Consider the following 24,450-nt stretch of genomic DNA (forward strand, 5'->3'; position numbering starts at 1 on the left):
GCGGTCCTGGGGGCCTTTTGGGGTGCCGGCTCCCGCGCGACGCGTCGTCACGGAGGGAGCTCGTCGAAACATTCCCTCAAGAAGAAGTACCATTCCCCCTCGCCCATGTTGGCCATGACTCCCTTCCCATCTTTCGTGACGTAGCGCCAACTCACCTGCTGGCCGGCCGTCACGGAGCCCCGCGGCTGACCGATTCCGGCACCAGCCGCAAAATCCCAGTTGTCCCAGTAGTGCGGCGAAGGGCATCCGTTGATGGGTACAGGCGTTCCTTTGTCCGGCTTGGCGTTGATTTCCCCGGTGGTCCACTCCGCTTGTGGAAGCGGGGTCTTGGGGCCGCATTGGTCCACGTGATCATCGATTGGACCTTCGAAGTTTTCCGTCGAGACTCCATCTTTCTTCACATGGAACTGAGCCCATGCACAGCGATTTACCTCGCCGTAGACGAACCCCCAAGCCCATCCGTTCGCGTCGACCTCGTGAACGTCCATGGTCGCCCCCTCGCGCAGGTTCCCTATGGCGTAGCTGTGCGCATCGGACCGTAACACGACGTTCGCGGCTGTTACCTCGTAACGGCCGGGTTCAAAGGAGCGTTCGACAGTGTCGCCGTTCCGATGTCGATCGTCTCCGCAAGCCGCAACGAGCGCTGCACCCCATAACAGTTTGCGAATCGTAAGCATGGTCCCTACCCGCAACCGTGTGCGGACCGGCGCGGATTGCAAGGAAACCTCCAAAGATTGGGCGGAGCCCCGTCGACGCCGGCACTCCGAAGCGGACAGAGCGCGGGCCCCGGCGAGCTCGGCTTCTTATGGTGCGGAGCGCGAGCTACGCGCTCGTTCGGCGGATCGCCGCGTGCGTCCTGAGGAGCTCCGATCTCGCCCTGTTCCTGCGGCGCCCGACGAGAGACGCCCCGCGTAGCCCTTCGTGTCGGATGACGCCGAGGGCGTTGGCCGGCCGACTCACGCGTCGAGCCGGAACAAGCGCGCGCCGAGCCATCGCTACCCGCACCGCGACCGTCGAGTCCGGCACCAGGATCGCGACGGGCCGAGCAGCACGGGCAACTCGGCGCGTGACTTGGGGTTGAAACGGCTCCACTCGAGGCCGCCCCGGGGAATCGCCGATGAGCGACGAGTCATGAGAGGCCCGAGGACTGCCGTGCCACGCGGATCGCCGGAGCGCCGCGCGGGGCCGGCGGTCCTCCCCGGCGATCGCCGAGCGCCTCGCCGCGGGCGGGCGTCTCGCGGATCGGTGGGATCGCCGCGTGGACTCGGACGTGGGGTGATACCCTGCGCACGTGTCCGTCGACAACCCCGCACTTCCGTCGCGCCCGGCGCGGGCCCTCTCGCCGGGAGACGTGGTCGCGGAGCGCTACCGCGTGGTGCGGGCGCTCGGGCGCGGATCGTTCGGGCACACGTACCTCGCGGTCGACACGACCGCCGGCGATCGCGAGGTGGCGCTCAAGCAGATGCGCGTCGAGGGCGAGCACGGCTGGAAGGCGTTCGAGCTGTTCGAGCGCGAGGCAGCGGTCCTGCGCTCGCTGCGGCACCACGGGATCCCGGAGATCTTCGAGCACCTGCGCGTGACCGCGGATGGGGTGGTGCTCGCGTACCTGGTGATGGAGTACGTCGCGGGCACCTCGCTCGAGCAGCGGATCGAGGAGCGCGCCGGCCTCGACCCGCCGGCGCTGCTGCGGCTGGCGCTGGGCCTGCTCGACATCCTCGAGTACCTGCACGCCCGCGTGCCGCCAGTGCTGCACCGCGACATCAAGCCCGCGAACGTGATCGTCCGGCCCGACGGGGCGCCGGCGCTGGTCGACTTCGGGGCCGTGCGCACGGTGTTCCGCACGGCCACGGAGGGCGGCTCGACGGTGGTCGGCACGGTCGGCTACATGCCGTACGAGCAGTACATGGGCCAGGCCAGCCCGGCCAGCGACCTGTACGCGCTCGGGGCGACCCTGCTGCACGTGATCACCGGGCGCGGGCCGACGGAGTTCGCGTCGCGCGACGGAGTCATCGAGGTCCCGACGGACCTGCCCGGCGGGGCCGTGCTGCGCGGCGTGCTGGTACGGCTGCTCGCGCACTCGGCGTCGGCGCGCTACCAGTCGGCGGGCGAGGTGCGGGAGGCGCTGCTGGCCCCGGCGCTCGGAGCGACGGAGGCGCCGCGGTCCGCCGCGCTCGTGCGCGTGCAGCCGACGGCGCTGGCCCCCGGACCGCGGGCGATCGAGGGCGAGCTCAGGAAACGGTTCGACCAGGTGGTGCTCGGCCCCATGCAGATGCTATACACCGGCCGCCTGCCGTCGCAGCCGCTGACGGCGACGCAGCGGATGCTGGCGGTGCTCTTCGGGCTCGTGACCTTCGGGATCGTGCCGCTGGTGTACTCGCTCTGGCACGCGTCGCGCCGGGCCCGGGCGCGCGGGTTCTTCGAGCGCGGGGTCCCGGCGTCGGGGCGGATCGTGCAGGTACAAAAGGACACGCTCGAATGGATCGAGGTCACCTACGAGTTCACGCTCGAGGGCGTCACGCACCGCGGGGCCGACACAGTGTTCCCGTCGGTAGCGAGGCTGTGGCGCCCTGGCGACGAGATCGAATTGCTGGTGCTGCCGGACCAGCGGCACGACAGCATCATCGTCTCCAGCGCCTGAGCGGCTCGCCGTCGGCCTCGCCGCCGCCTTGCGCTCCACGCGAGCGGCAGCAGCCCGAACGCGCCGCCTGGGCCGTGCGGGCCTGGCCTCGACTCCATGCCCGCCCGTCATCGTCATCAGCGAAGCTCTTCGACGGCTCGACACCAGGGGCCCGCTCAACACGGCCAGCGGGAGAGGTGACCTCCTCCGCTGCACGTGCAGCGGAGGCGCCGGCGCCAGCGAGATCCAGTCATGATGCTCGCGTTGGGCGTCACCGGTGACCTGGACGTCCGGCACTCCGTGACGGGCGACGAGGGCCGCACCGTCGCAGCGGGCCCAGGCAGCGCGGCGCGCCCGCGACGATCGCGGCCGAGACTCAGTCCGCAGCGCCCGGCTCGCAGCGCACGAGGAACACCTTGAACTGCAGCGAGACGAAAATTGGCCGCGGTGCCACCAGCCCTGACCGCGCGAACAATTCAAACAGCGCAGCATCGGACTCGATGAACCGCATCATCATCAGGCCCTGACGCCGACGCTCCAGCTCTTCCTGAGGAAACCCATGGGCACGCCACCGCCGCAGCTCCACGTCCCACAGCACCGGGTCCATACCGACGCGGCAGCCCACGACGAGCGGCGCGCCTGGCTTGAGCCGCCGGGTCACCTCGCGCAGCAGCTCGAGGCGCTCCGTCTCCGGCACATGGTGCAGCACCCCCAGCATCTGCGCGCCGTCGAACGGGGGTCCGGGAGGCAGGCTGTGCAGCTCGCCGACGTGCAGGTGCGTCCGCGAGAGCAGTCCCTCGGCTGTCAGGCGCTCCCGGGCGACCGCGAGCATGGCGTCGGACGGGTCGACGCCCGTGAAGCGCCAGCCCGGGACGTCGAACTGGTTGTAAGGCGCCAGCTCCGCACCCGTGCCCAGCCCGACGAACAGCAGGGACGCCGCCTCCTGGCCATCCAGCTGGCTGGCGAGCGCGCTGACGCCGAGCTCATACATCGCTTGCGCGCCAGCGAGCGCGACGGCGGCCTGGGTGTCGTAATGCGCAGCTCGGTCGGCGCCGAAGCCCGGCACGATCGGGTGAGCAAAGGGAGCGGCGTGGTCGTGGGCCATGATGTGTCCTCCGGGCGCCCGCGCGAGGCGGACGGTCACGACCGGAGGATGCGGCGCGGCGCAGGCCGGCGACAGGGCGAAGATTCACGCCGGATCGGCCGAACTTTCGATCGCCCCGAGCCGACGGTCCCACCTCCACGGTCGAGACTCGGCGATACAATTGACGCCAGCGATCTCGCCCGAGGCATGGGTGACGCCGACGTGGCCCGACTGCGGGGCTCAGCGAAGATCGGGCGGCGGCGGGGAGGACTCGAACCGCTCGCGGACGCAGTGGAGGAGGTCGGGCGTGCCGGTGACGTGGTCACAGTCGCCGAGCGGGAAGATCTGGAAGCGGTTGCCGGCGCCGAAGGAGATGGCGGAATTGCCGGGGTACTCGAAATTGCCGACCGCGAAGATCTGGGCGCCGCGTCCGGGGTACACGCTGTGGACGCGCGGGAGACCGGCGTCGGCGACGACCCAGGTGCCGTCGAGGTTGCGGCGCAGGAGCTGGGTGGCGGCGGCGTACACGACCGAGTCCGAGGTGGCGACGAGGTCGTAGACGAAGCTCTGCGGGATGCGCTCGTTCGTCCACGTGCCGTCGGAGCCGCGCCGGAACACCGTGTTGCACGCGCCGCCCGCGTACAGCGTCGCGTTGACGATGCTGAGCCCACGCAACACGCACGGGACCTCGATCTCGCGCTGCCACGTCGTGCCGGTGAGCCGGTAGATCCGGCTGCTCTCGGGGTCGTTGTTCGCGCCGGCGATCCACAGCTCGGTCGCGGTGCCCGTCACGTTGTTGATGTCGCCGACAACGCCGTCGATCGGCAGCTCGGACCACGTGGCGCCGTTCCAGTGCACGACGACCTTCGGGCCCACCGCGTAGACGTCGCTCGCGCTGCGGCCCCACACGCTCCACAGCTCGCGCTCCGGCAGCTCGAGCACGCGCTCGAGCGGGCCGCCCGGCAGCATCCGATGCACCGCGCCGGTATCCGGGCCCGGCACACCGGTGATCATGTCGCCGGCCGTGAACAGCGTGCCGTCGGGCGCGAGCCAGGCGTCGTTGACGCTGTCGCCGTGGCCGTGCTTCGGCGCCGGGAACGGCTGCTGCTGCAGCCGACCATCCTTGCTGAACGTCATCAGATCGTGGCCCGCCGTCCGCGTCCATCGCACGTCGCCGCGCTGCGCCGCGGCCTCCAGCGCCTCGGCCGTCGCGAGGAGGGACTCATCCGTCGCGTCGTTCGGGTTGCCGGGCACGACCGCCGCCGCCGACCCTGCCGCCGACCCTGCCGCGGGCTCGGGCTCCTCGCGTTTCGAGCACCCGGCGACCGTCACGGCCACGACGACAGCGATCCGCGAACGCGTCCACATCGCGCGAACTATGAAGAAACGGCCGCCGCCGCACAAGGAATGACGGGCCGGCTGGAACGCCGGCGAGTCGGCGTGGCAACCTCGCCCGTCGATGCGACGCACGCTGTTCCTCGGCGTGCTGGGGCTCACGGCGGCCCGCTGCGACGGCAGCCCTACACGCCGCCACGCCCGCGGTGAAGCCCGGCGCGGCTCGGCGTCACGGCGCGGCATCTTCGCCGCGCCTTCACCGAGAGCGTCGGCATCGGGCCGAAGGATTTCGCGCGCACCGTGCCTCCCTCGTGACCAGCGCAGATGATTCAGGAGAGCGCGTGTACGGGCGACGGGTCGCTCAGGCCATCGACTCGAGCCTGGCCACGAGCACGGGGGAGAACGTGCCCTGGGCCAGGAGTTGGCGCGTCTCCTTGAACCGCGCGTTCCACCAGCCGCGCTCTTCGGCGGTGAGCGAGACGACCGTCATCTTGGTCTTGAGCCGCGCGAGCGCGGCCGCGTCCTCGGTGCGAATGCGGTTCTTGAGCGCGGCGGCGGCGATCTTGCCGGTGTCCAGCACGACCGACCGCAGGTCGCCGGGCAGGGCGTCCAGTCGCTTCTGCGCCAGGACGATGGCCCCGACGCCGGGCCCGACGACGAGGTCGGTGATCGTGTCGAGCTTGCTCGCCCACTGCAACTGCTCGACGGCGAGCGGCGACTGCAGCACCGCGTCGACCGCGGAGGTCGAGAGCCGGGGCAGGACCTCGAGGACGCTCCGCGACACCGGCGTCACCCCGCCGATGCGCTGGTAGAACGCCTTCACGACCGGGTCGTCGCGCCACAGCCACGGCTTCTTGCCCTTGAGGTTGGCGGGGGCCCGCACCGGGAAGCCACGCGACAGGACGGACACCATGCCGACGTCGTACCAGCCGACGAGGCCGGCTCCGGCGTTGCGGAGCCCCGTCTCGAGCTCGCCGGCCAGCGCGTCGCGGGCGGCGTCGAGCTTCGCCCACGTGGTGAACAGGCCCGGCATCTGCAGGGCGAGCGCGGGCTTGTGGAGCCTGGCGAGCCCGACGCTCGAGACGGCGACGCCGTCGAGCTGACCGCTCTTCATCAGGTCGACCGTCGCGACCTCGTCGCCCTTGCTGCCGCCATAGAAGCACTGCAGCTCGAGCAGGCCGCCCGACTTCTCCTTCACGGCCTTGATCCAGACCTCGCAGACCTGCCCCTACGGGCTCGCCTTCGGGTACAGCGTCGCGATCTTCAGCACCTCCGCCGCTCTGGCGCGGCGAGGCAGCCCCGCGGCGCCGACCAGCGCGAGCGCCCCGACCCCCTTCAACCACGACCGGCGTCCGTTCACCGAGTCTTTGATCATGACGCCAGGATAGCAGCGGCACGATTGGCGCGGATCACGGAAACGACCCGCGGAGCGTCACGCCATCCCGATTGCGAGAACCGGGGAATGGGCGCACGCCGGGCGCCCATGGGGCGCCCAGCGAGGCACTCTCGAATCACCCCACGCCAGCCCCGGCTCTGACCTTCGCGGTGAAGCAGCAACCTCGCCCGCAGGTCGACCGGCGAAACCCGTTCGCTCGACACGCGGCAGTGCACGGCCTCGCCGCCCGCCCGCGGGCAATGCATTGCGCGCACTCGCACGAACGCTGCCGGCCCTCCTCCCGCGTCACTTCATCGCGTCGGCCACCACCTCGATCGTCGCCCCGCGCCCGAGCCCGACCTTCAACGTCGTCCCGGCGGGCACTGCCGACAGGTCATGGAACAGATACCCGTTCGCCCCCGTCACGTCCTGCCCGTCGATGCTGACGATCTCGTCGCCGACCTGCAGCCCCGCGCGCATGGCCGGCCCGCCGGGGCGCACCGCCGCCACGATCAGCTTCGCCTCGCCCGGCTCCGTCTCCGGCGCCGGCGGGCGCACGCGCAGCCCCAGATCGCCGGGCGCCTCGTTCTCGTTGCGCCGCTTCTTGGCGATCTTCAGCGGCGGCAATTCGACCGCCGTCGCCCCGGTGCTCGGCACATCCAGCGCGATCGTCGACCATCCATATCCGTTGTCGACCCAATCCTTGGGCAGCACGACCGCCTGGGCCGCCCCGGCCGCCACCTTCTCGACCTCGAAGCGGCCCTGCTCGTCGGACGTCTGGCCCTTCGGCGTCTGGTCGTACAGCGTGAACATCTGCACCTGCCCGCGGGCCCGGATCCGCACCTCCATGCCCGGCACCGGCTCGCCCGACAACGCGTCGACCACCCGCCCGCGCACCGTCAGCAGCGGCAGCAGCTCGACCTGCACCTCGGCGCGCCCGCCCTCGCTCACGCTCGTCTTGGTCGAGACGGCGCCCTCGGCCGCCTCGACGATCACGCTGTAGTTGCCGCGCGGCACCTCGGGGAAGCGAAACACGCCACCTGTCCGAAAGAATTTGTCGCCGCTGCGCCAGCCCGTGCTCGGATCGTTCAGCGTCACCTCGAACTCCTGCGGCGTGCCGCCGCCCTGGATCCGCACCGTCCCGGAGATCGATCCGGCGTCGGCGATCCGGATCTCGACCTCGCTGCCGGTCTTCACGTGCTCGACCGAGCCCTCGCCGCCGCCGCGCCGCTGGGCGACCAGCGTGTAGTTGCCGTCGCCCAGCCGCGTCAGCTCGAAGCGGCCGTCCTGGTCGGTCAACTTGCGCGTCTCGGCCCCGCCGAACGTCCAGCGCGAGTCGCGGAGCGCGTCGCCGGCCCCGGCCGCCGCGCTGTCGCTCTCGCGCGTCGCCTCGACGAACGCGTCCGACAGCGGCCCGCCGGCGGAGTCGACCACGCGCCCGACGATCCGCCCGTGCTGCGACTCCACCACCAATTGCACCTCGCGCACCTCGCCCGTGGCGATCGTCACCGCCTTCCCCTGCACGTCGTCGTCGGTGGTCCCCGGCGCCTGCAGCGGCGTCCACGCGCTCACCGCCTGCACCCGGTACTCGCCGGCAGGCACGTGCGGCAGGCGAAAGCTGCCGTCGTCGAGCGTCCGTGTGGTCGGCAGCCACTCCTGCCCGCCGCGCAGCGTCACCTCGACGCCCTGGACCGGCAGCCCCTCGCTGTCCTTGACCGTCCCGCGCAGCTCGCCGGTGGCCGGCAGCGTCACCAGGATGTCCTCGAGGTCCTGTCCTTCGGGCAATTCGACGTCGACCGGCGGATCCAGCCGCGGCTGCTCGCCCGACGACGCGCTCACGCGATAGCGCCCCGGCAGCAGCCCGAGCAGCTCGAAGCGGCCGTCGTCCGCGGTCGGCTCGGACCACGCGCGGGTCGTCCGGGCCCGCGGCGTCGACGGATCGACCTGCGGCTCGGCGCCGACGTGGAGCCCGCGCGCGGCTGTCCCTCCGGACAGCACCACCCGCCCGCGGATCGCCTGGCCCGGCTGCACCTGCCAGCGCAGCCCGCGGATCGGCGCGTCGACCACCGCGACCGGCTCGTACGACGCCTCGGCCACGTACGTGTCGCACTCGACCTGCGGCTCGTACGTCCCCGGCAGGACCCCGCGGATCCGCACCAGCCCGTCGGCGTCGACCTGGCCGCCGCGCGTCCCGACCGCCTTGTCGCTGAGGCGGACCCAGCCTTGCTCGCATGATCCGCCGCCCGCGATCGTGACTGTCCCTTCGACCAGGAACGCCGGGTGCGCCTTGATCACGATCGGCTCCGACGTCTCGCCGAGCCCGAGCACCGCGCTCTCCGGGCCGGTGCCGTAGGCCTCGTCGTGGAACGCCTCCAGGCGATAGGCCCCCGGCTTCAGGCCCTCGATGCGGAAATTCCCGTTCGCGTCGGTGACCGCCTGCGAAGACGACTCGAGGTGCTTCTCCGCGTACACGCTCGCGCCGGCCACCGGCGCCCCGTCCTCCGCGCGCACCACTCGACCGACCAGCACCGACTCCGGCGTCAACGCGATCTCGAACGTCATCCCCGGCGCCACGCCCATCATCCAGCCCTTCGCGTAGCCGTCGGCCCGGGCATCGAGGTAGGTTTCGCCCGGCGCCACCCACAGCGTGAACGTCCCGTCGGCGCCCGAGCGCGCGTACGCGAAGCCGGACGACACCAGCGCCCCCTCGAGCTCGCCGCCGCTGAGGTCGCGCACCACGCCCTTCAGCTCGACCCCGCCGGACGCCAGCACCACGTCGATCCCCGTCGTCACCTGGCCCGCGCGCAGCGTCACCAGCGTCCGCGCGCGCCGGCCGGGCCCCGCTCGATGCTGCCCCGGCACGTGCCCCGGCGCGCTCGCGTGGACGAATTGCGGCACCGGCAACAGCCCCTCGATCCGGTAAAAGCCGTCGGCCGCGCTCGTCGTGCACGTGCGGGCCGCCCGTTCCGCGCTGCCCAGCCCGGGCGCCGAGCTGCCCGCGCACACCGTCGCGCCGGCGATCCCGCGGCCGTCCGCCTCGTGTACGCGGCCCGAGATCGCCGCGCGCTCGGCGAGGCGCGGGTCGAGACGCGCTAGCCTCGCCTCGTCGACCAGCGGTCCGACGTCGATCGCCGGCCCCCCGCTCGCCCCTGCCGCCTCGGCGGGCCCCGCCGACTCCTCGCCTCGCCGCCCCGCCCACCACCACAGGAGCAGCGCGATCGCCCCGATCGCCGCCGCGGTCACGAACTTCCGTGTCGTCTGGCTCATGCCTGAGATCCTGCACACGGCGGCCTTGCACGTTTGTCCAGCTCCGACCAGCCGCGCGCAGCGTCACCGTAACACGAATCGCGCGCCCGCGACCCCCCGCCGGACGCCGAGCGAGCAGCCTACGCGCCCTCCCCGCCGCCGCAAAGCGCCGCCAAACCCGTCTGCGCGCGGTCTTCGGCCCGCGCGCGGAGGCGCGCGCCGGGCCATGATAGGATTCACACATGTCGGAAACATCGGCCGACACCCATGATTTTCGATCGCCGGGTGCCGCGCCGACTCCCATGATTTTCGCACCCACCATTGGACCCGCACCCTCGCGTATCGCCAGCCCGCGCCGGTGATGCGCCGACCGGCGCTCGTCGCTCGCGCTCGTGCGTCGACATGCGCACCAGCACGAGCGGCGAGGCGGGCGGTTCCACCGGCGATCGCTCCGACGACGCGAGCGCGGCGATGCAGACCGCCGCGCCGACTCGGTGAATGCACTCATGGATCCTCGTAGGCGCGCCGCAGCCTGTCGGACGATTGCGCCGCTCCTGCGCGCCTGCCGACGGCGGCGATCGGTCCAATCGCCCCCGCCTCTTGCCGACCGTCGGCTCTCGCGTACTCGAGTGCACCATTCGAGGAGCGCACGCAGCGACGTTCACGCCTGTTCGGCCGCGCACACTGGGGTCTCAGGACCTCAGGCAAGCTCGCATGCCCCGGAGCCAATGCGTCGTCGCGGGCCCGGCGGCGTGTGTTCAAGTCGGCGGAGCCGATGAGTGAGAATGCCGAGATCGCCCGCCTACAGGCGGAGAACGCTGCTCTTCGCCGCCGGATCGCCGAGCAGGACGACGACCGCCAGCGGCTCGAGCGCCTGCTGCAGACCACCATCGACCACGTCGATTCCGTGATCTACCTACGCGACGCGACCGGTACTTTTACGCATATCAACGACACGTACGAGAAAATGACCGGTCTGTCGCGCGAGAACGTGATCGGCCGCCGCGATTCGGACGTGTTCCCGAAAGAGGTTTACGAGGCCTTTCGCGTCGCCGACCGGCAGGTCGTCGAGGGCCTTGCGACGGTCACCCAGGAGGAGCTGCTCCCGCAGGAGGACGGGATGCACGTCTTTCGCTCCTACAAGTTCCCGGTGCTCGACGCCGCCGGTCGGCTGATCGCGCAGGGCGGGATCTCGACCGACCTCACCAAACAGCGGCGGGCCGAGGCCTCGCTGCAGGCCACGCGCTCGCTCCTGCAGGCGATCGTCGAGAACGCGCCGCTGGCGATCCTCGCCACCGACGCCGCGCACAAGTACGTCCTCGTCAGCAACGAGGCCGCGCGCCAGGTCGGGCGCACGCCGGCGGAGGTGCTCGGCAAGCGGGTCCCGCAGATCCTGCCCCCGGGCGCGGCCGAGGCGATGATGGACACCACCACGCAGGTGTTCCGCAGCGGCGGCACCTTGGTGCTCGAGCAGACCGTCCCGTGGGAGGGCAGCACCAAGGTGTTTCTCACCCACATGTTCCCGATCCGCAACGACGACGGCGAGATCGACGCCGTCGGCACGGTCGCCACCGACGTCACCGACATGCGCCGCGCCGAGGGCGAGCACCTCCGGCTGCAGGAGGAGATCATCCGGGCCCAGCGGTCGACGCTGCTCGAGCTGTCGACCCCGATCATCCCGATCGCCGAGGGCGTGCTCGCGGTGCCGCTGATCGGCGCCATCGACCACGAGCGCAATCAACAGATCGCCGGCGCCGTGCTGGAGCGGATCACGGCGACCCGCGCCGCGGTCGTCATCCTCGACCTCACCGGCGTACGCCAGATCGATCCGGCGATCGTCGACGCGTTGATGCAGACGGTCCGGGCCATGCGCATGCTCGGGGCCGAGGCGGTGCTGACCGGCATCTCGCCCGAGCTGGCCAGAGTGATGGCCGACCTCGACGCGCCGCTGCGCCGGCTCACCGTCCGCCAGACCTTGCAGCACGGGATCGGCCACGCGCTCACGCGGATCCGCGAGCGCAAGACCGGCAACCGCCGCATCGCGGCAGGGGAGCATGGAGCATGAGCAGCGCCATCATTGCGGAGATCCCCGTCATCGACCTCGGCCCCTTCGGCGACGGCGACGCGCCAGGCGCGGCCGAGGTCGCCGCCGCGTTCGACCGCGCCTGCCGTGACCTCGGCTTCGTGGTCGTCGTCGGCCACGGCGTGCCGCAGGCGGTGATCGACGCGGCGCACCGCAGCGCCCGCGCCTTCTTCGACCTCGACCTGGCGACGCGCGAGCGCTACGCCGCCCCGCCCGGCGGCTTCGTCGGCTATCGCGGCCTCGGGGCGGAGGGCCTGTCCTATTCGCTGGACCAGGAGGCGGCGCCCGACTTCAAGGAGACGTACACCGTCGGCCGCATCGACCGCGGCGACGAGCCCTACTTCACCTCGCAGCTCGGTCGGATGTACATGCCCGACCCGACCTGGCCGGCCGAGGTGCCCGAATTCGCGGCCAGCTGGGCCGAGTTCTACCGTCAGATGGACCGCGTCGCCTGGCGACTGATGCGCGCGTTCGCGACCGCGCTGGCGCTCCCGCGCGAGTTCTTCGACGACAAAATCGACCGCAACATCAGCTGCCTGCGCGCCCTCAATTACCCGCACCCGTCGACCCCGCCGCAGCCCGGCCAGCTCCGCGCCGGCGCCCACACCGACTACGGCAGCCTGACCCTGCTCAGCATGGCCGACGCCCCCGGCGGCCTCGAGGTCCAGCGCGACGACGGCTCGTGGGCCCCCGTGCGGGTGCCCGCCGACGCGTTCGTCATGAACGTCGGCGATCTCATGGCCCAGTGGACCAATGATCGCTGGCGCTCGTCCATGCACCGGGTCACCAACCCGCCGCCCGACGCCATTGGTGACACTCGCCGGCAATCGCTGGCGTTCTTCCACCAGCCCAATTACGACGCCGAGGTCATCCCCCTGGCGAGCTGCTGCGGCCCCGCCAACCCGCCGAAGTACGCCCGCACCACCTCGGGCGAGCACCTGTTCATGAAGATGACCAAGGCCAAGAACCTCAACGTGTGAGCGCGGACGCGAGGCCGCCTACAGCGACAGCCGCACCGACAGCGTATTCGGGGCGGCGACGCCGACGGACACGAAGTCGGACCAGCCGTCCTCGTTCAGGTCGGCGAGCGCGAAGCCGCGGACGTAGCCGATGCCGAAGCCGGGCAGGTTGGGGGCGACGATGTCCCCGTCCTCCTCGATCGTGCGCACCAGCGTCTCGCCCTGGTTGCCGGTGTACACCAGGTCGGGCCGCGGCTCGTGGATCAGCGAGCCGACCGCGAGCTGCTGCTTGCCGGGCCCGGGCAACGAGCTTATCACCGGCGCCGCCCACGTGTCGCCGCCGAGGTTCTCGACGTAGCGCAGCGCCGCCGTGCCGGCCTTGTCGGCGACGATGATGTCGTTGTCGCCGTCGCCGTCGACGTCGAGCGGCACGATCGGCAGCGACCCGAGCAGCCAGTTGTTCGGCACCAGCTTGCCCAGGTAGGTGAAGCCGCCGAGCCCGTCGCTGCGCAGCCGGTGCGGCTGTTCGACGCTGCGATCGGTGGCGACGATCACGTCGAGGTGCTCGCCGTCGAATTCGCCGATCCCGAGGTAGGGTGTCCACGCGCTGTAGATGACGTCGGCGACGAACATCGTCAGCGGCTGGGCCGCGTAGGTCCAGGCGGCCGACCCGGCGCTGGTGATGGAGCTCAGCCGCTTGGGCGTGGTGTTGCTGACGCCCTGGTGGATCGCCACCGCGTCGAGGTCGCCGTCGCCGTCGAAGTCGCCGGTCGCCAGGTGCGTCCCCACCGTCGGCCCGCTGGCGAACGACTCCTCGACCACGAACCCGCCGGCGCCGTCGCCGAGCAGCAGGTCGATGCGCGGCGCGGCGCCGGCGAAGCTGACCACGAGGTCGGGCAACCCGTCGGCGTCGAAGTCGCCGAGCGCCGCGCTGGTCGGCGCATCGACGGCCGTGAACACCGGCGCCGCGAGCCCGCCGGCGCCGTCGCCGAGCAGCACCGCGATCCCGCCCGCGGCCCCCGGCGCGATCACGTCGGCGTGACCGTCCTGATCGACGTCGCCGGCCAGCACCAGCCCCACCCCGGGCACCTGCACGTACGGCACCGCCGGCGCGTAGCAAGTCTCGATGTCGGGGGCCACCCAGCTCTGGACGCACGCCGGCTCCCCGCCCGTGCTCGTGTCCCCGCTCGTGCTCGTGTCCCCGCTCGTGCTCGTGTCCCCGCTCGTGCTCGTGTCCCCGCTCGTGCTCGTGTCCCCGCTCGTGCTCGAGGTGTCCCCGCCGCTCGTGCTGCTCGTGCTGCTCGTGCTCTCCTCGCCGCTCGTGCTGGTGGTGGGCTCGCCGTCGTCGGGGGGCGGGCAGGCGCACAGCCCGAGGAAGATCCAGCCGACATGCCGCATCGCAATTTGCATCGTTGTCATCACTGTCAGTCTTGCCCGGCCCGCCGGCCCCGACAAGCCGCGCCGGCTCACCCCAAGAAAAGTGATGGATCGTCCCGCCCGCGGCCAATACAGGGTTGGACCCACCGCTCACACCGCTCGCCGCCGCCCGCTCGGGGCGGCCCCGGAGATCCTGCGCGCAAGGACCTTGTCCAAAGGACATGCCCTGGCAGCCAGGTCCGTCTTGATCGCGTCACCGCGAGTCGCAGCCCAGCTTCGCCAGCGAGCGGGCGACGATCTCGTCGCGCGAGCCGTTCGGGAACCGCTCGCGGTGCTGCTTCCAGTGGGCGCAGGCCGCGGCAGCGTCGCCGAGCTGGCGCTCGAGCAGCGCGCCGATCTCGAACGACACCAGCTGGCGCGAGCGCGGCGACCAGGCGGCGGAGTCGGCGGTTCGCAGGCGTTCGACGGCCGCCTGGTAGCGGCCCTCGCGGCGCAGCGCGTCGACCTCCGCCAGCAGCTCGGCGAGGCCCGCGTCGCTCGCCGGCGCGGTCGCGCTCGCCGGCCGGCGCCGAGACGGCGACGGCGCCTGCACCGGCGGCGGAACCGGGGCCGGCCACGCGAACTCCTGCCCCGCCGCGAGCGCGACCATCGAGCCGTCGCCCGCGCGCACGCGCAGCCGGCCCTCGAGCAGCGAGACCCTGCCGGCGCCGTCGCGCTGGCGGACGATGAAGCGCGTGCCGACGACCTCGATGTCGATCGCCCCCGCGATCACGTGCAGCGGTCGTCCGGGCCGCGGATCGACCTCGAACATCACCTCGCCGTCGTGCACCGTCACCCGATCGCCGGCCCGCTCGAGCGTCGCCGGCGCCCACGCGCTGACCCGCACGCCGTCGCCCGCGAGGCAGCCGTCGCCCGCGAGGCGCAACGCGCCCGTCCTCAGCGCGTCACACTGCGGCTGCGGCGGCGCCGTGACCTCGGGGATCGCGACCGGCGGCGCCTCGACCTCGCGCCGGGCGACCGCCCCGCGGTCGTCCTCGCGCCGCTCGAGCAGCAGCACCGCCATCAACGCCGCCCCGGCCGCGAACGCGAGCGCCGGCCACCAGCGCAGGCGGGCTCGCAGCGGCCGCGCCTGGGCGTGGCGCGCGAGGGCCTGGCGCACCCGCTCGCTCGCCACCGGCGACATGTCGCGCCGCGCCAGCGCCTCGTCGACGGCCCGGATCTTCGCAATCACCTCGGGCTCGCGGTCAGTCATCGAGCGCCTCCTCCAGCCGCGCGATCGCCCGCGCCAGCAGCTTCGACACGTAGCCCTTCGAGAGCCCGAGGATCTCGCACACCTCGCGCTGCGACTTGCCGTCGAGGTGACACATGCCGACGACCACCCGCTCGCGCGCCGGCAGGGCCGCGAGGGCCGAGCGGGCCCGCTCGAGGTCGCGGCGGGCGAACACCTGCTGCTCGGGCGAGGTCTCGGCCGCGCCGTCGCGCGCGAGCAACCACCGCACCAGCGGACGATTCAAGAACGCGTCGCGCCGCAGCTTGCGCAGGCAACGATTCGTGGTCACGCGGTACAGCCAGCCGTCGAGCTGGCCGGTGTCCTCCAGCGTCGGCAGCCGGTCGAGCAGGATCAGGAACACGTCCTGCACGACGTCCTCGGCCCACGCCTCGTTGCCGAGGCCGTAGCGCAGCGCGAGCTGGTACACGGCGCGGTGGTGCCGGCGGTACAGCCGGTCGAGCAGGGCCGCGCCGTCGTCGTCGCGACCGACCTCGTCGATCACCTGGACCTTCGACACCGCGGCCCGCTCGCTCATCGCCGCCTCCCGCGTCGCAGCGCGATGTCCCAGCCGGCGCCGAGCTCGAGCCCCAGCACCAGACCGGCGCGCCGCCAGCTCACCTCCGCGTCGTGGACGTGGACCCAGCGCCCGCCGGACCAGCCGGCGCGCAGCCCCGCGAACAGCAGCGCGCCGCGGCGGCCGAGCCAGCCGACGCGCACGGTCGCGCCCGCGCTCGCGCCCACGCGGGTGTCCCGAGCGCCGCCCGTCTGCGCGTAGTGGTGCAGGTGGACGCCGGCGAACAGGCCGAGCGCGACCACGCCCCGGGTGCCGGCGCCGATCCGCCAGTCGAGCGCCGCCGTCGGCGCGGCCTCGACCACGCGCAGCTGCTCGGCGCGCGACGGCACGACGACGCAATCGATCACCCCGCCGAGGCCGCGCCGCCGACCGACGCGCAGCCCGAAGCCGACCAGGCCGTCGACGGGGCCGCCGGTGCGCGCCAGCAGCCCGCCGTGGGCCGCGATCGTGAACACCGGCGCGTCGCGCTCGGCGGGCGCGACGGCCTCGCCCGCCGGTGATTCTTTTCGTGATGCCATCGCCGGTGGCGCCGCGACGTTCGTGGCCGTCGCCCCCTGCCACGGCGCCGGCTCGGGCACCACCGCGTCGAGGGCCGCCGCTGCGCCGGCGAGCAACAGCTCGCGGCCGCGGGCCACCGTCTCGCCCGCGGGCACGGGCACCGCCGCGGCTTCCTCCGCGCAGCGACTGCTTCCGCCCACCACGTGGACGCGGGCCTCGCCCGAGTCGGCGACGGCGACGCACAGGCGGCGATCGTCGGCGCCCGGGCGGCGCGTCAGCGCGAAGCCGCGGCCGAGCAGGCCGCGCTGCAGTCGCTCGCGCAGCTCCGGGTCCGCCGCGGCCCCCGTCACCTCGAGCGCCACCGCCGGCTCGGCCTCCGCCGGGCTCGGCTCCACCTCGTCGACCAGCGCCGTCGTCAGTTGCTGGATCTCCAGGCTCACCAGCGCCGGGTCGCCGGCCGGCACCGTCTCGATCCGCAGCGTCGTCCCGCGCGTCTCGATCGTCGCCCCCGTCGCCTCGAGGTGGACCCACACCCGCACACCGGCGGCGCGCCCCGCCGGCACCACCCGGTAACCGTCCTCGAGCAGGCGCGCGCCGAGGCGCTGCACCAGCGCCTGCTCGAGCAGCTTCGCCGCGCCGTCGTCGACGGACGTCACGCGCAGCTCGACGCTGGTCTCGGGCGGCGTCGGCGGGGCGAGGAGGGTGGCGAGGAGCAGGAGCACGGGTCCCGGGTTACTTCATGCCCGAGCCGCCCCGAAGTTTCCTCGCCGCGACGACTTTCTTTTGCGCCGGTCGGGGCGGTCTTCGCCAGGAAACTCCGCGGCGGGCGAGGACTGATTCGGGGCATGATGCACGCACCTCCGCTCCTCCTCGTGCTCGCCGTCGCGCTCGTCGCGCCGGCCTGCGACACACTGCTTTGTGAACCCGTGCCTGCTTTGCCCGGCAACCAGAGCGCCGAAGACCTCGAGGCTTGCCCCGAGCTCCCGCCCGGCGTGGCGCCGATCGAGGGCCTCGCGGTCGCGCGAGCCGTCGAGCGCTTCGACGGCCTGGTGTTGACGATGTCGACCCGTCCGCTCGCGTGCGGCGAGCCGGCCTCGCAGCACGGCTACTGCGCCAGCGACGACGACCGCGGCCTCACCCTCGGGCTCCCGGCCGAGCAAGCGACGCCCGGCGCCTATCCGCTGCAGACCCCGCTCTACGTCGAGTTCGAGACGCCCGACGCCCGCGTCCACGGCGGCGGCGGCGAGCTCGAGATGGCGAGCGTCGAGATCTTCGCCGTCACCGACACCTGCGTGACCGGCCGGATCGTCGGCCTCGTCGGCCAGCACGGACCCTTCGACGGCGGCTTCCGGGCCCCGAGGTGCGCGCCATGATCCGCCGTACTCCTCTCTCCCACCTGTTCGCCGCGGCCTGCGGCCTATCGCTGGCGCTCGCCTGCGATCCGCCGCAGTGCATCGACGGCCCGGCCCAAACCCCGCTCGACACCGCGGCCTGCGCGGCCCCGCCGGTCGCCGCCGATCCGCAGATCGCCGTCGCCCACGCCGAGTGGCTCGGGTCGGGCGACCTCGTGATCACCTGGACCTCGTTCGGCCTCGAGTGCGGCACGCGGGCCCTCGACGTCCCGCTCACCGACGACTGCGAGCGCACGGGCTGGGTGTTCACGGTCGAGATCCCCGCCGCGCTGGCGGTCGCCGGGACGATCGACCTCGACGCCCACCCCGAGGTGATCGGCACCATGACGGTGATGGACGGCGGCAGCGGCGGCCAGACCGGCACGATCGGCGACGAGCCGTTCTTCACCGGCCAGCTCGAGCTGACCGGCGTCGCCGCCGACTGCGTCACCGGCGTGCTCCACGGCTTCGGCTCCGGGATCGCCGACCCGACCCTCGGCGGGCCCGAGCTGAACGGCGGCTTCTCGGCGCCGACCTGCTGAGCTGCTGTATTCGAGGACATGCCTTCGAGGACATGCTTTTCAAGGCATGTCCTTTTCGACATGTCCATCGTCACAGCGCGGGCGCCGCGCCGTGGGCCGCCAGCCACTCGCTGGCGCGGCGCAGCTCGGTTTCGCGCGACTTGCCGCGCCAGCCGGCGATCGCCGCGTCGACCAGCGCGCGCGCCTCGGGCGGGACCTGCGGGGCCGTCCCGGTGAGGGCGCGGGCGCGGGCGAAGCGGGCCCGCAGGGCCGGCAGGTGGTCGGGCTCGGCGACCGCCTCGTAGACGGCCAGCGCCTCGGCGGCGAGCTCGGCCGCCTCCGCGAAGCGCCCGCGGGCCAGCGACAGCTCGGCGAGCGCGACGATCGCCCCGGTGAGGATCAGGTTGCGCGGCGGCGCGAGGCGTTCGAGGTCGGCCCGCGCGCGTCGCAGGTCGGTCTCGGCCTCGTCGAGGATCCCGAGCTTCAGCCGGATCTCGCCGACGATCACCGCGACCGCGGCGGCTTCGAGGGCGTTGTCTTCGGCCACCAGCGCCGCGTGCACCTGCTCGAGCGGGCCCAGGGCCTCGGCCGGGCGGCCGAGCGCGTCGAGGGCCTGGCCGTGGGCGAACAGGACCCACTGGTACCGCGTCTGCGCCGGGTCGAGCGGCGCGGGCACGCGGGCCAGGGCCCGCTCGTACTCGCGCTGCATCGCCGCCGCGTCGCCCATGAGCGCGAACAGGCGGACGCGCTCGCACAGCACCGCGTCGAACGTCATCGACGCTTCGGGCAGCTCCGCCAGCGCGCGGTCGAGGTGCTCGCGCGCCGCCGGCAGCAGGCCCTCGTCGAGCTCGACCAGCGCGATCCCGTGGCGGATCATGCCGCGCGTGTAGCCGTTGTCGAGGCCGTCGAAGCGCTGCTCGACCGACCGCATCGCCGCCAGCGCCTGCCGCGGTCGACCCAGCCGCCACTGGCCGTCGGCCAGCAGCCAGGCCTGGCGCAGGTGCATCGGGTGACGCGGCCCGAGCAGCGCCTCCGAGGCCGCCGCCGCGCGGCGGAACAGCGCCACCATGTCCTCGTGGCGGTGCTGCTGGCGCGCCAGCAAGCCGAGGTTGGCGAGCGTCCCGATGCCCTTCGGCGTGTCGCCGCGGCCGTGGCGCTCGCGCAGCGCCGCGGCTTTTTCCCAGTACTCGCGCGTCGCCGCCAGGTCGCGGTTCGCGAACGTGATCGCGCCCATGTTGTTGAGGAACTCGGCGTACAGATCGACGTCGGCCGCGACGCGGCGGTTGAGCGCCGTCACCAGCGGGATCTCGGTGCGCGCCGCCTGCGGCCGGTTCAGCGGGATCGCCCGCAGGTACGCCCGCTTCGAGCTGGCCTGCGCCGCCACGGCGTCCTGCCCGGACCCGACGCCGGCCAGCAGCGCCTCGGTGAACGCGGCCTCGGCGTCGTCGTGGCGGCCGGCCCCCATCGCCAGGCTGCCGCGCTGCAGCAGCGCCTCGGCGCGCAGCGGCTCGTAGGTCAGCGCCGAGCCGTCCCCGAGGACATCCGCGACCAGCGCCTCGCCGAGCGCGTACTGGGCGGCGTCCTCGCGGACCTGGGCGCGCGCGAGGGCCTCGCGGTGGGCCTGGACCGCGACGCGCAGGCGCGGCTCGTCGGGCGGCGGGACCGCGGCGGTGAGCGCCTCGCTGTCGGCGCAGCGGGCCAGCGGCGGCAGCTCGGCGGTCGCCTTCACGACCGCGCCGACGCCGGCCGCGTCGACCTGGGTGAGCGCGACCACCAGCGCGTCGAGGCCGGCGCGGCGCTGATCGAGGCAGGCGGTGCGGAGGTCGAACAGCTGCGACGACTGGCGCCCCTCGACGTGGGCCACGCAGGCCTCGTTGCGCATCTCGACCCATGACGCCGCGTACCGCTCGATCTGCGGCGGCACGCTCGCCAGCGCCTCCGCGGCCGCGGGCGTGTCGATCGCCGTCAACGCCGCGCGGACCGCCGCCGCGCGGGCCGGGTCCCACACGCCCACCAGCTCGGCCTGCGCGTCGGGGCAGGGCGCCGGCTCCGGCCCCTGCCCCGCGGCCAAGAACGCCGCCGTCGCGGTCGCTGCTGCCGTCGATCCGAGGATCGCCAGGCGGCGGCGCGTCGCGCCCGGGTCGTGCTCGAGCTCGGCGAGCAGCGCCGTCATCGACGGGAAGCGGTCCGCCGGCGCGCTCGCCAGGCCGCGGCGCAGCGCCCGGAAGATCCGCGCCGGCACCGGCGTGCCCGCGGGCGGCGGCGCCACCTTGCCGCGCCGCAGATCGGCGAGCAGCGTCGCCAGCGAGGTGGTGTCGAACGGCGGCTGCCTGTAGAGGCACTGGTACAGCGACACGCAGAAGCTGAACTGGTCGCCGGCCGCGGTCGACGGCTCGCCGCGGTGGGCCTCGGGCGACATGTACGCCGGCGTGCCGAGGACCACGCCGGTGCGCGTCAGCGGGGCCAGGTGCGACTCGGCCGCGTGGACGTGGCGCGGCAGCTCGGGCTCCTGCGGCGCCCCGTCGTCGGCCGCGCGCGCGAGCCCGAAGTCCAGCACCTTGACCGCCCCGTCGTCGCCGACCATCACGTTCGCCGGCTTGAAGTCGCGGTGGACGAGGCCCGCGCGGTGGGCCGCCTCGAGCCCGCGGCCGGCGCGGACGAACGTCGCCACGATCTCGCGCCAGGGTCGGTCCTGCCGGGCCCACGCGTCGAGGGTGGTGCCGCGGACGAATTCCATCGCCACGAACACCTGGCCGTCGTCCTGGCCGACCTCGTGGACGGTGACGATGTTGGCGTGCTGCAGGCGGGCCATCGCCTGGGCCTCGCGCATCAGTCGGCTGCGCGACAGCGCCGGATCGCGGACCGACTCGGCGAGCAGGACCTTGACCGCGACCTTGCGGTCGAGCAGGTCGTCGTAGGCCGCGTAGACCACCCCCATCCCGCCGCGACCGACGAGGCTCAAGATCTGGAACCGCCCGATCTGCACCGGCGTCGTGCGGCGCGGGAACAGGGCCCGCTTGACCAGCTTCTTGTCGAGCGGATCGTCGCCCGGCATCCCCTCCGCAAGCGCCCGCGGGACGGTGTCGCTGTCCCGGGGGACAGGCGACGACAGCGACGGGCCCTGGGCCTCCTCGGTGTCCGCATCTGTCTCGACGCTCGCCATCGCAGCCGATCGACCGGGGACAGTGTGGCCGAATTTCACCTCGACCTGGAAGTTGCCCCGTCCTCGCCGACGCTCCTCCAGGTCACGACCGCGCGCCGGGGCTGCGGGCGCGGGGCCTCGTGCTCGCCCGCGGCCCGCGCCGGCGACGCCGCCTGGGACATTTGCCGATGAGGCGGGCACGGACGGCGGCGGGAGGCTGGTTTGCGGCGGTCCGCGAGAAACTTTTCTCGCGGGGCCAATTGATCGCCGGGCGACGATCACCTGCCGGGTGTAGTTCGGGCACTACGATGAACAAGGCCACCAAATCCTGCTTCCTCCTGGCTTCCACCCTCTCCCTCGCCGTCGGCTGCGACGAGCCGTCCGAGGACGGCTTCGACGACTTCGGCGTCGACAGCGTGTTCCGCTGCGTCGGCACCGGCTGCACGCCGCCGCCGGTCGAGAACACCTCGATGATCGGCGACCACATGATGTCGAACCTCAAGGAGGCGCTGAACGCCGACGCCGGCAACTTCACCGCCGACATCCGGATCACCGGCGGCTTCGGGCTCCACGACGGCGTCCCGCGGGCGATCGACGAGATCGACGTCAAGGAGGACGGCCAGCTCAAGCTGCACCTCGGCACGTTCGGCTGGATCGACGGCGAGTACGTCGAGGGCGCGGTGTTCGACCTGCTCGTCACCCCCTACGACCCGGCCGAGCCGCCGTTCACCGGCCAGCTGAAGATCCAGGACGCCGAGTGCGAGCCGGGCCGGTACGTGCCGTCGATGACCATGTGCCGCTACGTGTTCGTCACCGACGTCGAGCCCAAGGACGACCAGGTCTATCCCGAGACGACCAAGGGCTCCGGCTGGTACCACACCTGCCCCAACGACACCGACGGCGGCATCCTCGAGCCGGCGTACCGCTTCAGCTCGGTCCTGAACCACAATGTCGCGCTCGGGTCCACCCCGGCCGGCGGCACGATCGACCTCGCCCCGGGCACCTTCATCAACGGCTGCCTCGACGGCGCGGTGTCCAAGGGTCAGTACTGGCTCAACGTCTTCTACGAGCCGGGCATGTACCGCGGCCTCCACGCCAGCCAGCGCACCGCGATGCTCCGCATGTGGACCGCGTGGCACGACGGCAAGCCGCAGACCGTGCCGGGCAACCCGATCTCGCCGCACGACCCGATCGGCGGCCTCTTCACCTGGACGAACGACCCGAGCTGGCGGATCGAAGGTGGCTACACGGACACCGGCGCCAGCTGCCGGGGCGGGTCGCTCAACGTCGGCATCCATCGCCAGTACGTCAACCCGGTGGCGAACCTGAGCGGCTGGGCCGCCCTGCCCCACTGCGACGACGCGGTCAAGCTCGCCACCTTCGGCGTGCTCGGCGTCAAGGTCGACCCCTGAGCGCGGAGCGAGCGACCTCGTGACCCTGCGAGGAGCGGTGAGCCGGACGGGGCTCGCCGCTCGTCGCGCTCTGTGAGCCGCGACCGAACGGCCTGTGCCGGGCGACCGCGCGCTCGGGCCCGTGCTAACGTCCGCCCATGCTCGTTCGCCGGCTCGCCCTCGCGTGCGCGCTCGCGGGCGCCTGCGCGCCGCTGGAACCTGTCTCCGAGGACATGCCGGAGCCGCCCCCGAGCGACGTGGTCGCTGTCTCTTCGGACAGAGACCACGCGAGCCGCACCCTGCAGCTCGCCGCCGTGTCCGACGACTCGCTCTCGGTGACGCCGCTCGCCGGCGGCGACGTCGCGGTCCACGGCCGCGGCGTGCTCGCCCTGGCGGTGGGCGACGGTCCGCTGCGCAGCGAGAGCACGTGGCAGCGCGGCTGGCCGGACGACTGGGTGCGGGCCGTGGGCGGCCGCTGGCCCGACCACGTCTTCGTCACCGCGATCGCCGACAACACGCGCACCCCCATGGCGTACGAGGTCCGGCGCTGGCGTCACCGCGCCTGGGTCGACGCGCCGATCGCCGGCGATCCGCCGAAGCTCGAATTTTACTCCGACTTCGCGGTCGCGGCCGACGGCGCGGTCCTCGGCCTGCGCGGGCTCGTCGACCCGAGGCTGAGCGGCGAGGTCGATCCGTCGCGACGGGCGAGGATCGATCGCCTCGACGACGGCCCGCCGCCGCCGTGGCCGGAGCTGCCGAAGGGGCGCGGCGCGGAGCGGCTGCTCACCTTCGCCGACGGGTCGGTGGTCATCGTCGGCATCGAGGCCTCGTTCACGCCCTCGCTCCACCGCTGGTCGCCCGGGGCCCGCGCGTGGACCGCCCTGCCGCCGCCGCCGGAGCGCGGCTCGCCGGCGCACGGGCCGGCCGCCATGGTGGTCGGCCGCGACCCGACCCGGCTGTACGCGTATCGCTGCCTGCCGGAGGGTCAGCCCGCGCTCGACCGCCTGTCCGAAGGGACATGGAAGCCGGTCCCCCAGCCCGCGGGCGGCTGCATCACCTCGCTGGCCGAGGCGCCCGACGGGACGCTGTGGCTCGTCAACGAACGCGGCCTTCACCGCCGCGGCGCGGCCGCGACCGCCTGGGAGGTGATTCCCCTCGCCCCGGTCGACGCGCCCGGCGAGCCGGTCGCCGCCCTGCCCGGCGGTCCCGCGCCACCTCCCCCGGGCCCCGAGCCGCTGGCGCCGCAGACGGTGCTCGCGCTCGATCGCGGCGAGCTGTGGGTGGTCGCCACGATCGCGGGCCCGCAGCAGGAGCCGTCGCGCTGGGCGGTGCTGACGACCCGCACGGTGCTCGCGCCGCTGGTGCTGCGCCCGCTGTCCCAGCGGACAGGTTTTGTAGGGCAGCAGTGAGCGGCCCCGCGGGGGTGCGCTCGTCTCGCGCCGGATGTCCCCGACGGACATCTCCCCGCGGCGGCCAGCGCCAGGTGGGGCAACATCGTCCAGATGTCCCGAAGGACATCTTCTCTCGCAGCGCCGAACGTGCCCCGTGAGGGCCCGCGCGTGTTCTCCAATCTGTCCCGACGGCCAT

The 24,450-nt window shown here is 73.0% G+C and carries 18 protein-coding genes; 7 read left to right on the forward strand and 11 right to left on the reverse strand.

From position 1 onward, the window contains the following. Positions 1-47: 47 nt before the first annotated feature. Entirely contained in the window at positions 48-677 is a 630-nt protein-coding gene (locus NAEX_RS47480) for a hypothetical protein (protein ID WP_143825541.1), read from the reverse strand. A 614-nt stretch (positions 678-1,291) separates the two neighbouring features. Here NAEX_RS47480 and NAEX_RS07895 point away from each other — a divergent pair. Further along, positions 1,292-2,638, forward strand: a complete 1,347-nt coding sequence (locus NAEX_RS07895) for a serine/threonine protein kinase (RefSeq protein WP_096326902.1) — start codon at positions 1,292-1,294, stop codon at positions 2,636-2,638. A gap of 355 nt (positions 2,639-2,993) precedes the next feature. Here NAEX_RS07895 and NAEX_RS07900 read toward each other — a convergent pair whose 3' ends face one another. From NAEX_RS07900 to NAEX_RS07915, 5 genes are all read right to left on the reverse strand, one after another. After that, on the reverse strand, positions 2,994-3,722 hold the full coding sequence (locus tag NAEX_RS07900; protein ID WP_096333550.1) for a class I SAM-dependent methyltransferase: 729 nt from the start codon (positions 3,720-3,722) through the stop codon (positions 2,994-2,996). Positions 3,723-3,941: 219 nt separating this feature from the next. Beyond that, positions 3,942-5,069: a beta propeller repeat protein gene (locus tag NAEX_RS07905; RefSeq protein WP_096326903.1), complete on the reverse strand. Its 1,128-nt coding sequence runs from the start codon at positions 5,067-5,069 to the stop codon at positions 3,942-3,944. A 328-nt stretch (positions 5,070-5,397) separates the two neighbouring features. Next, positions 5,398-6,243 carry a TRAP transporter substrate-binding protein DctP gene (gene dctP / locus NAEX_RS07910; protein ID WP_096326904.1) on the reverse strand — a complete coding sequence of 282 codons (846 nt, stop codon included), beginning with the start codon at positions 6,241-6,243 and terminating at the stop codon, positions 5,398-5,400. A gap of 21 nt (positions 6,244-6,264) precedes the next feature. Next, positions 6,265-6,411: a hypothetical protein gene (locus tag NAEX_RS49810; RefSeq protein ID WP_170135546.1), complete on the reverse strand. Its 147-nt coding sequence runs from the start codon at positions 6,409-6,411 to the stop codon at positions 6,265-6,267. 306 nt (positions 6,412-6,717) lie between these two features. Further along, complete coding sequence (locus tag NAEX_RS07915; RefSeq protein WP_096326905.1) at positions 6,718-9,678, reverse strand: carboxypeptidase regulatory-like domain-containing protein; 2,961 nt, start codon at positions 9,676-9,678, stop codon at positions 6,718-6,720. Positions 9,679-10,432: 754 nt separating this feature from the next. Here NAEX_RS07915 and NAEX_RS07920 point away from each other — a divergent pair. Together NAEX_RS07920 and NAEX_RS07925 are read left to right on the forward strand one after the other, a co-directional pair. Continuing rightward, positions 10,433-11,722, forward strand: a complete 1,290-nt coding sequence (locus NAEX_RS07920) for a PAS domain-containing protein (protein ID WP_143140872.1) — start codon at positions 10,433-10,435, stop codon at positions 11,720-11,722. Further along, positions 11,719-12,720, forward strand: coding sequence for an isopenicillin N synthase family dioxygenase (locus tag NAEX_RS07925; RefSeq protein ID WP_096326907.1), 1,002 nt, complete (start codon positions 11,719-11,721; stop codon positions 12,718-12,720). The genes NAEX_RS07920 and NAEX_RS07925 overlap by 4 nt, the downstream gene beginning before the upstream one ends. Before the next feature lie 18 nt (positions 12,721-12,738). Here the strand turns inward: NAEX_RS07925 and NAEX_RS07930 are convergent, their stop codons facing one another. The 4 genes from NAEX_RS07930 to NAEX_RS07945 all read right to left on the reverse strand — a co-directional run bounded on the left by NAEX_RS07930 (position 12,739) and on the right by NAEX_RS07945 (position 17,140). Then, complete coding sequence (locus tag NAEX_RS07930) at positions 12,739-14,097, reverse strand: FG-GAP repeat domain-containing protein (RefSeq protein WP_096326908.1); 1,359 nt, start codon at positions 14,095-14,097, stop codon at positions 12,739-12,741. 232 nt (positions 14,098-14,329) lie between these two features. Beyond that, positions 14,330-15,328: a FecR domain-containing protein gene (locus tag NAEX_RS51995; protein ID WP_211302371.1), complete on the reverse strand. Its 999-nt coding sequence runs from the start codon at positions 15,326-15,328 to the stop codon at positions 14,330-14,332. Continuing rightward, a complete protein-coding gene (locus NAEX_RS07940; RefSeq protein WP_096326909.1) occupies positions 15,321-15,881 on the reverse strand; it encodes an RNA polymerase sigma factor in 561 nt (186 codons plus the stop codon). Before NAEX_RS07940 ends, NAEX_RS51995 begins: the two co-directional genes overlap by 8 nt. Continuing rightward, a complete protein-coding gene (locus NAEX_RS07945) occupies positions 15,878-17,140 on the reverse strand; it encodes a hypothetical protein (protein ID WP_096326910.1) in 1,263 nt (420 codons plus the stop codon). Before NAEX_RS07945 ends, NAEX_RS07940 begins: the two co-directional genes overlap by 4 nt. Positions 17,141-17,344: 204 nt before the next feature. On the opposite strand from NAEX_RS07945, the gene NAEX_RS07950 reads away from it, so the two are divergent. Further along, complete coding sequence (locus NAEX_RS07950; RefSeq protein ID WP_143140874.1) at positions 17,345-17,791, forward strand: hypothetical protein; 447 nt, start codon at positions 17,345-17,347, stop codon at positions 17,789-17,791. Next, positions 17,788-18,351, forward strand: a complete 564-nt coding sequence (locus NAEX_RS07955) for a hypothetical protein (protein ID WP_143140875.1) — start codon at positions 17,788-17,790, stop codon at positions 18,349-18,351. Before NAEX_RS07950 ends, NAEX_RS07955 begins: the two co-directional genes overlap by 4 nt. Positions 18,352-18,421: 70 nt before the next feature. Here NAEX_RS07955 and NAEX_RS07960 read toward each other — a convergent pair whose 3' ends face one another. Next, entirely contained in the window at positions 18,422-21,493 is a 3,072-nt protein-coding gene (locus NAEX_RS07960) for a serine/threonine-protein kinase (RefSeq protein ID WP_096326913.1), read from the reverse strand. Positions 21,494-21,780: 287 nt separating this feature from the next. Here NAEX_RS07960 and NAEX_RS07965 point away from each other — a divergent pair, with 287 nt between their 5' ends. Together NAEX_RS07965 and NAEX_RS07970 are read left to right on the forward strand one after the other, a co-directional pair. Then, a complete protein-coding gene (locus tag NAEX_RS07965; RefSeq protein WP_096326914.1) occupies positions 21,781-22,884 on the forward strand; it encodes an ADYC domain-containing protein in 1,104 nt (367 codons plus the stop codon). Between the two features lie 137 nt (positions 22,885-23,021). After that, on the forward strand, positions 23,022-24,272 hold the full coding sequence (locus tag NAEX_RS07970) for a hypothetical protein (RefSeq protein WP_096326915.1): 1,251 nt from the start codon (positions 23,022-23,024) through the stop codon (positions 24,270-24,272). Positions 24,273-24,450 lie beyond the last annotated feature (178 nt).

Source organism: Nannocystis exedens (assembly GCF_002343915.1).
Lineage (GTDB): Bacteria > Myxococcota_A > Polyangia > Nannocystales > Nannocystaceae > Nannocystis > Nannocystis exedens.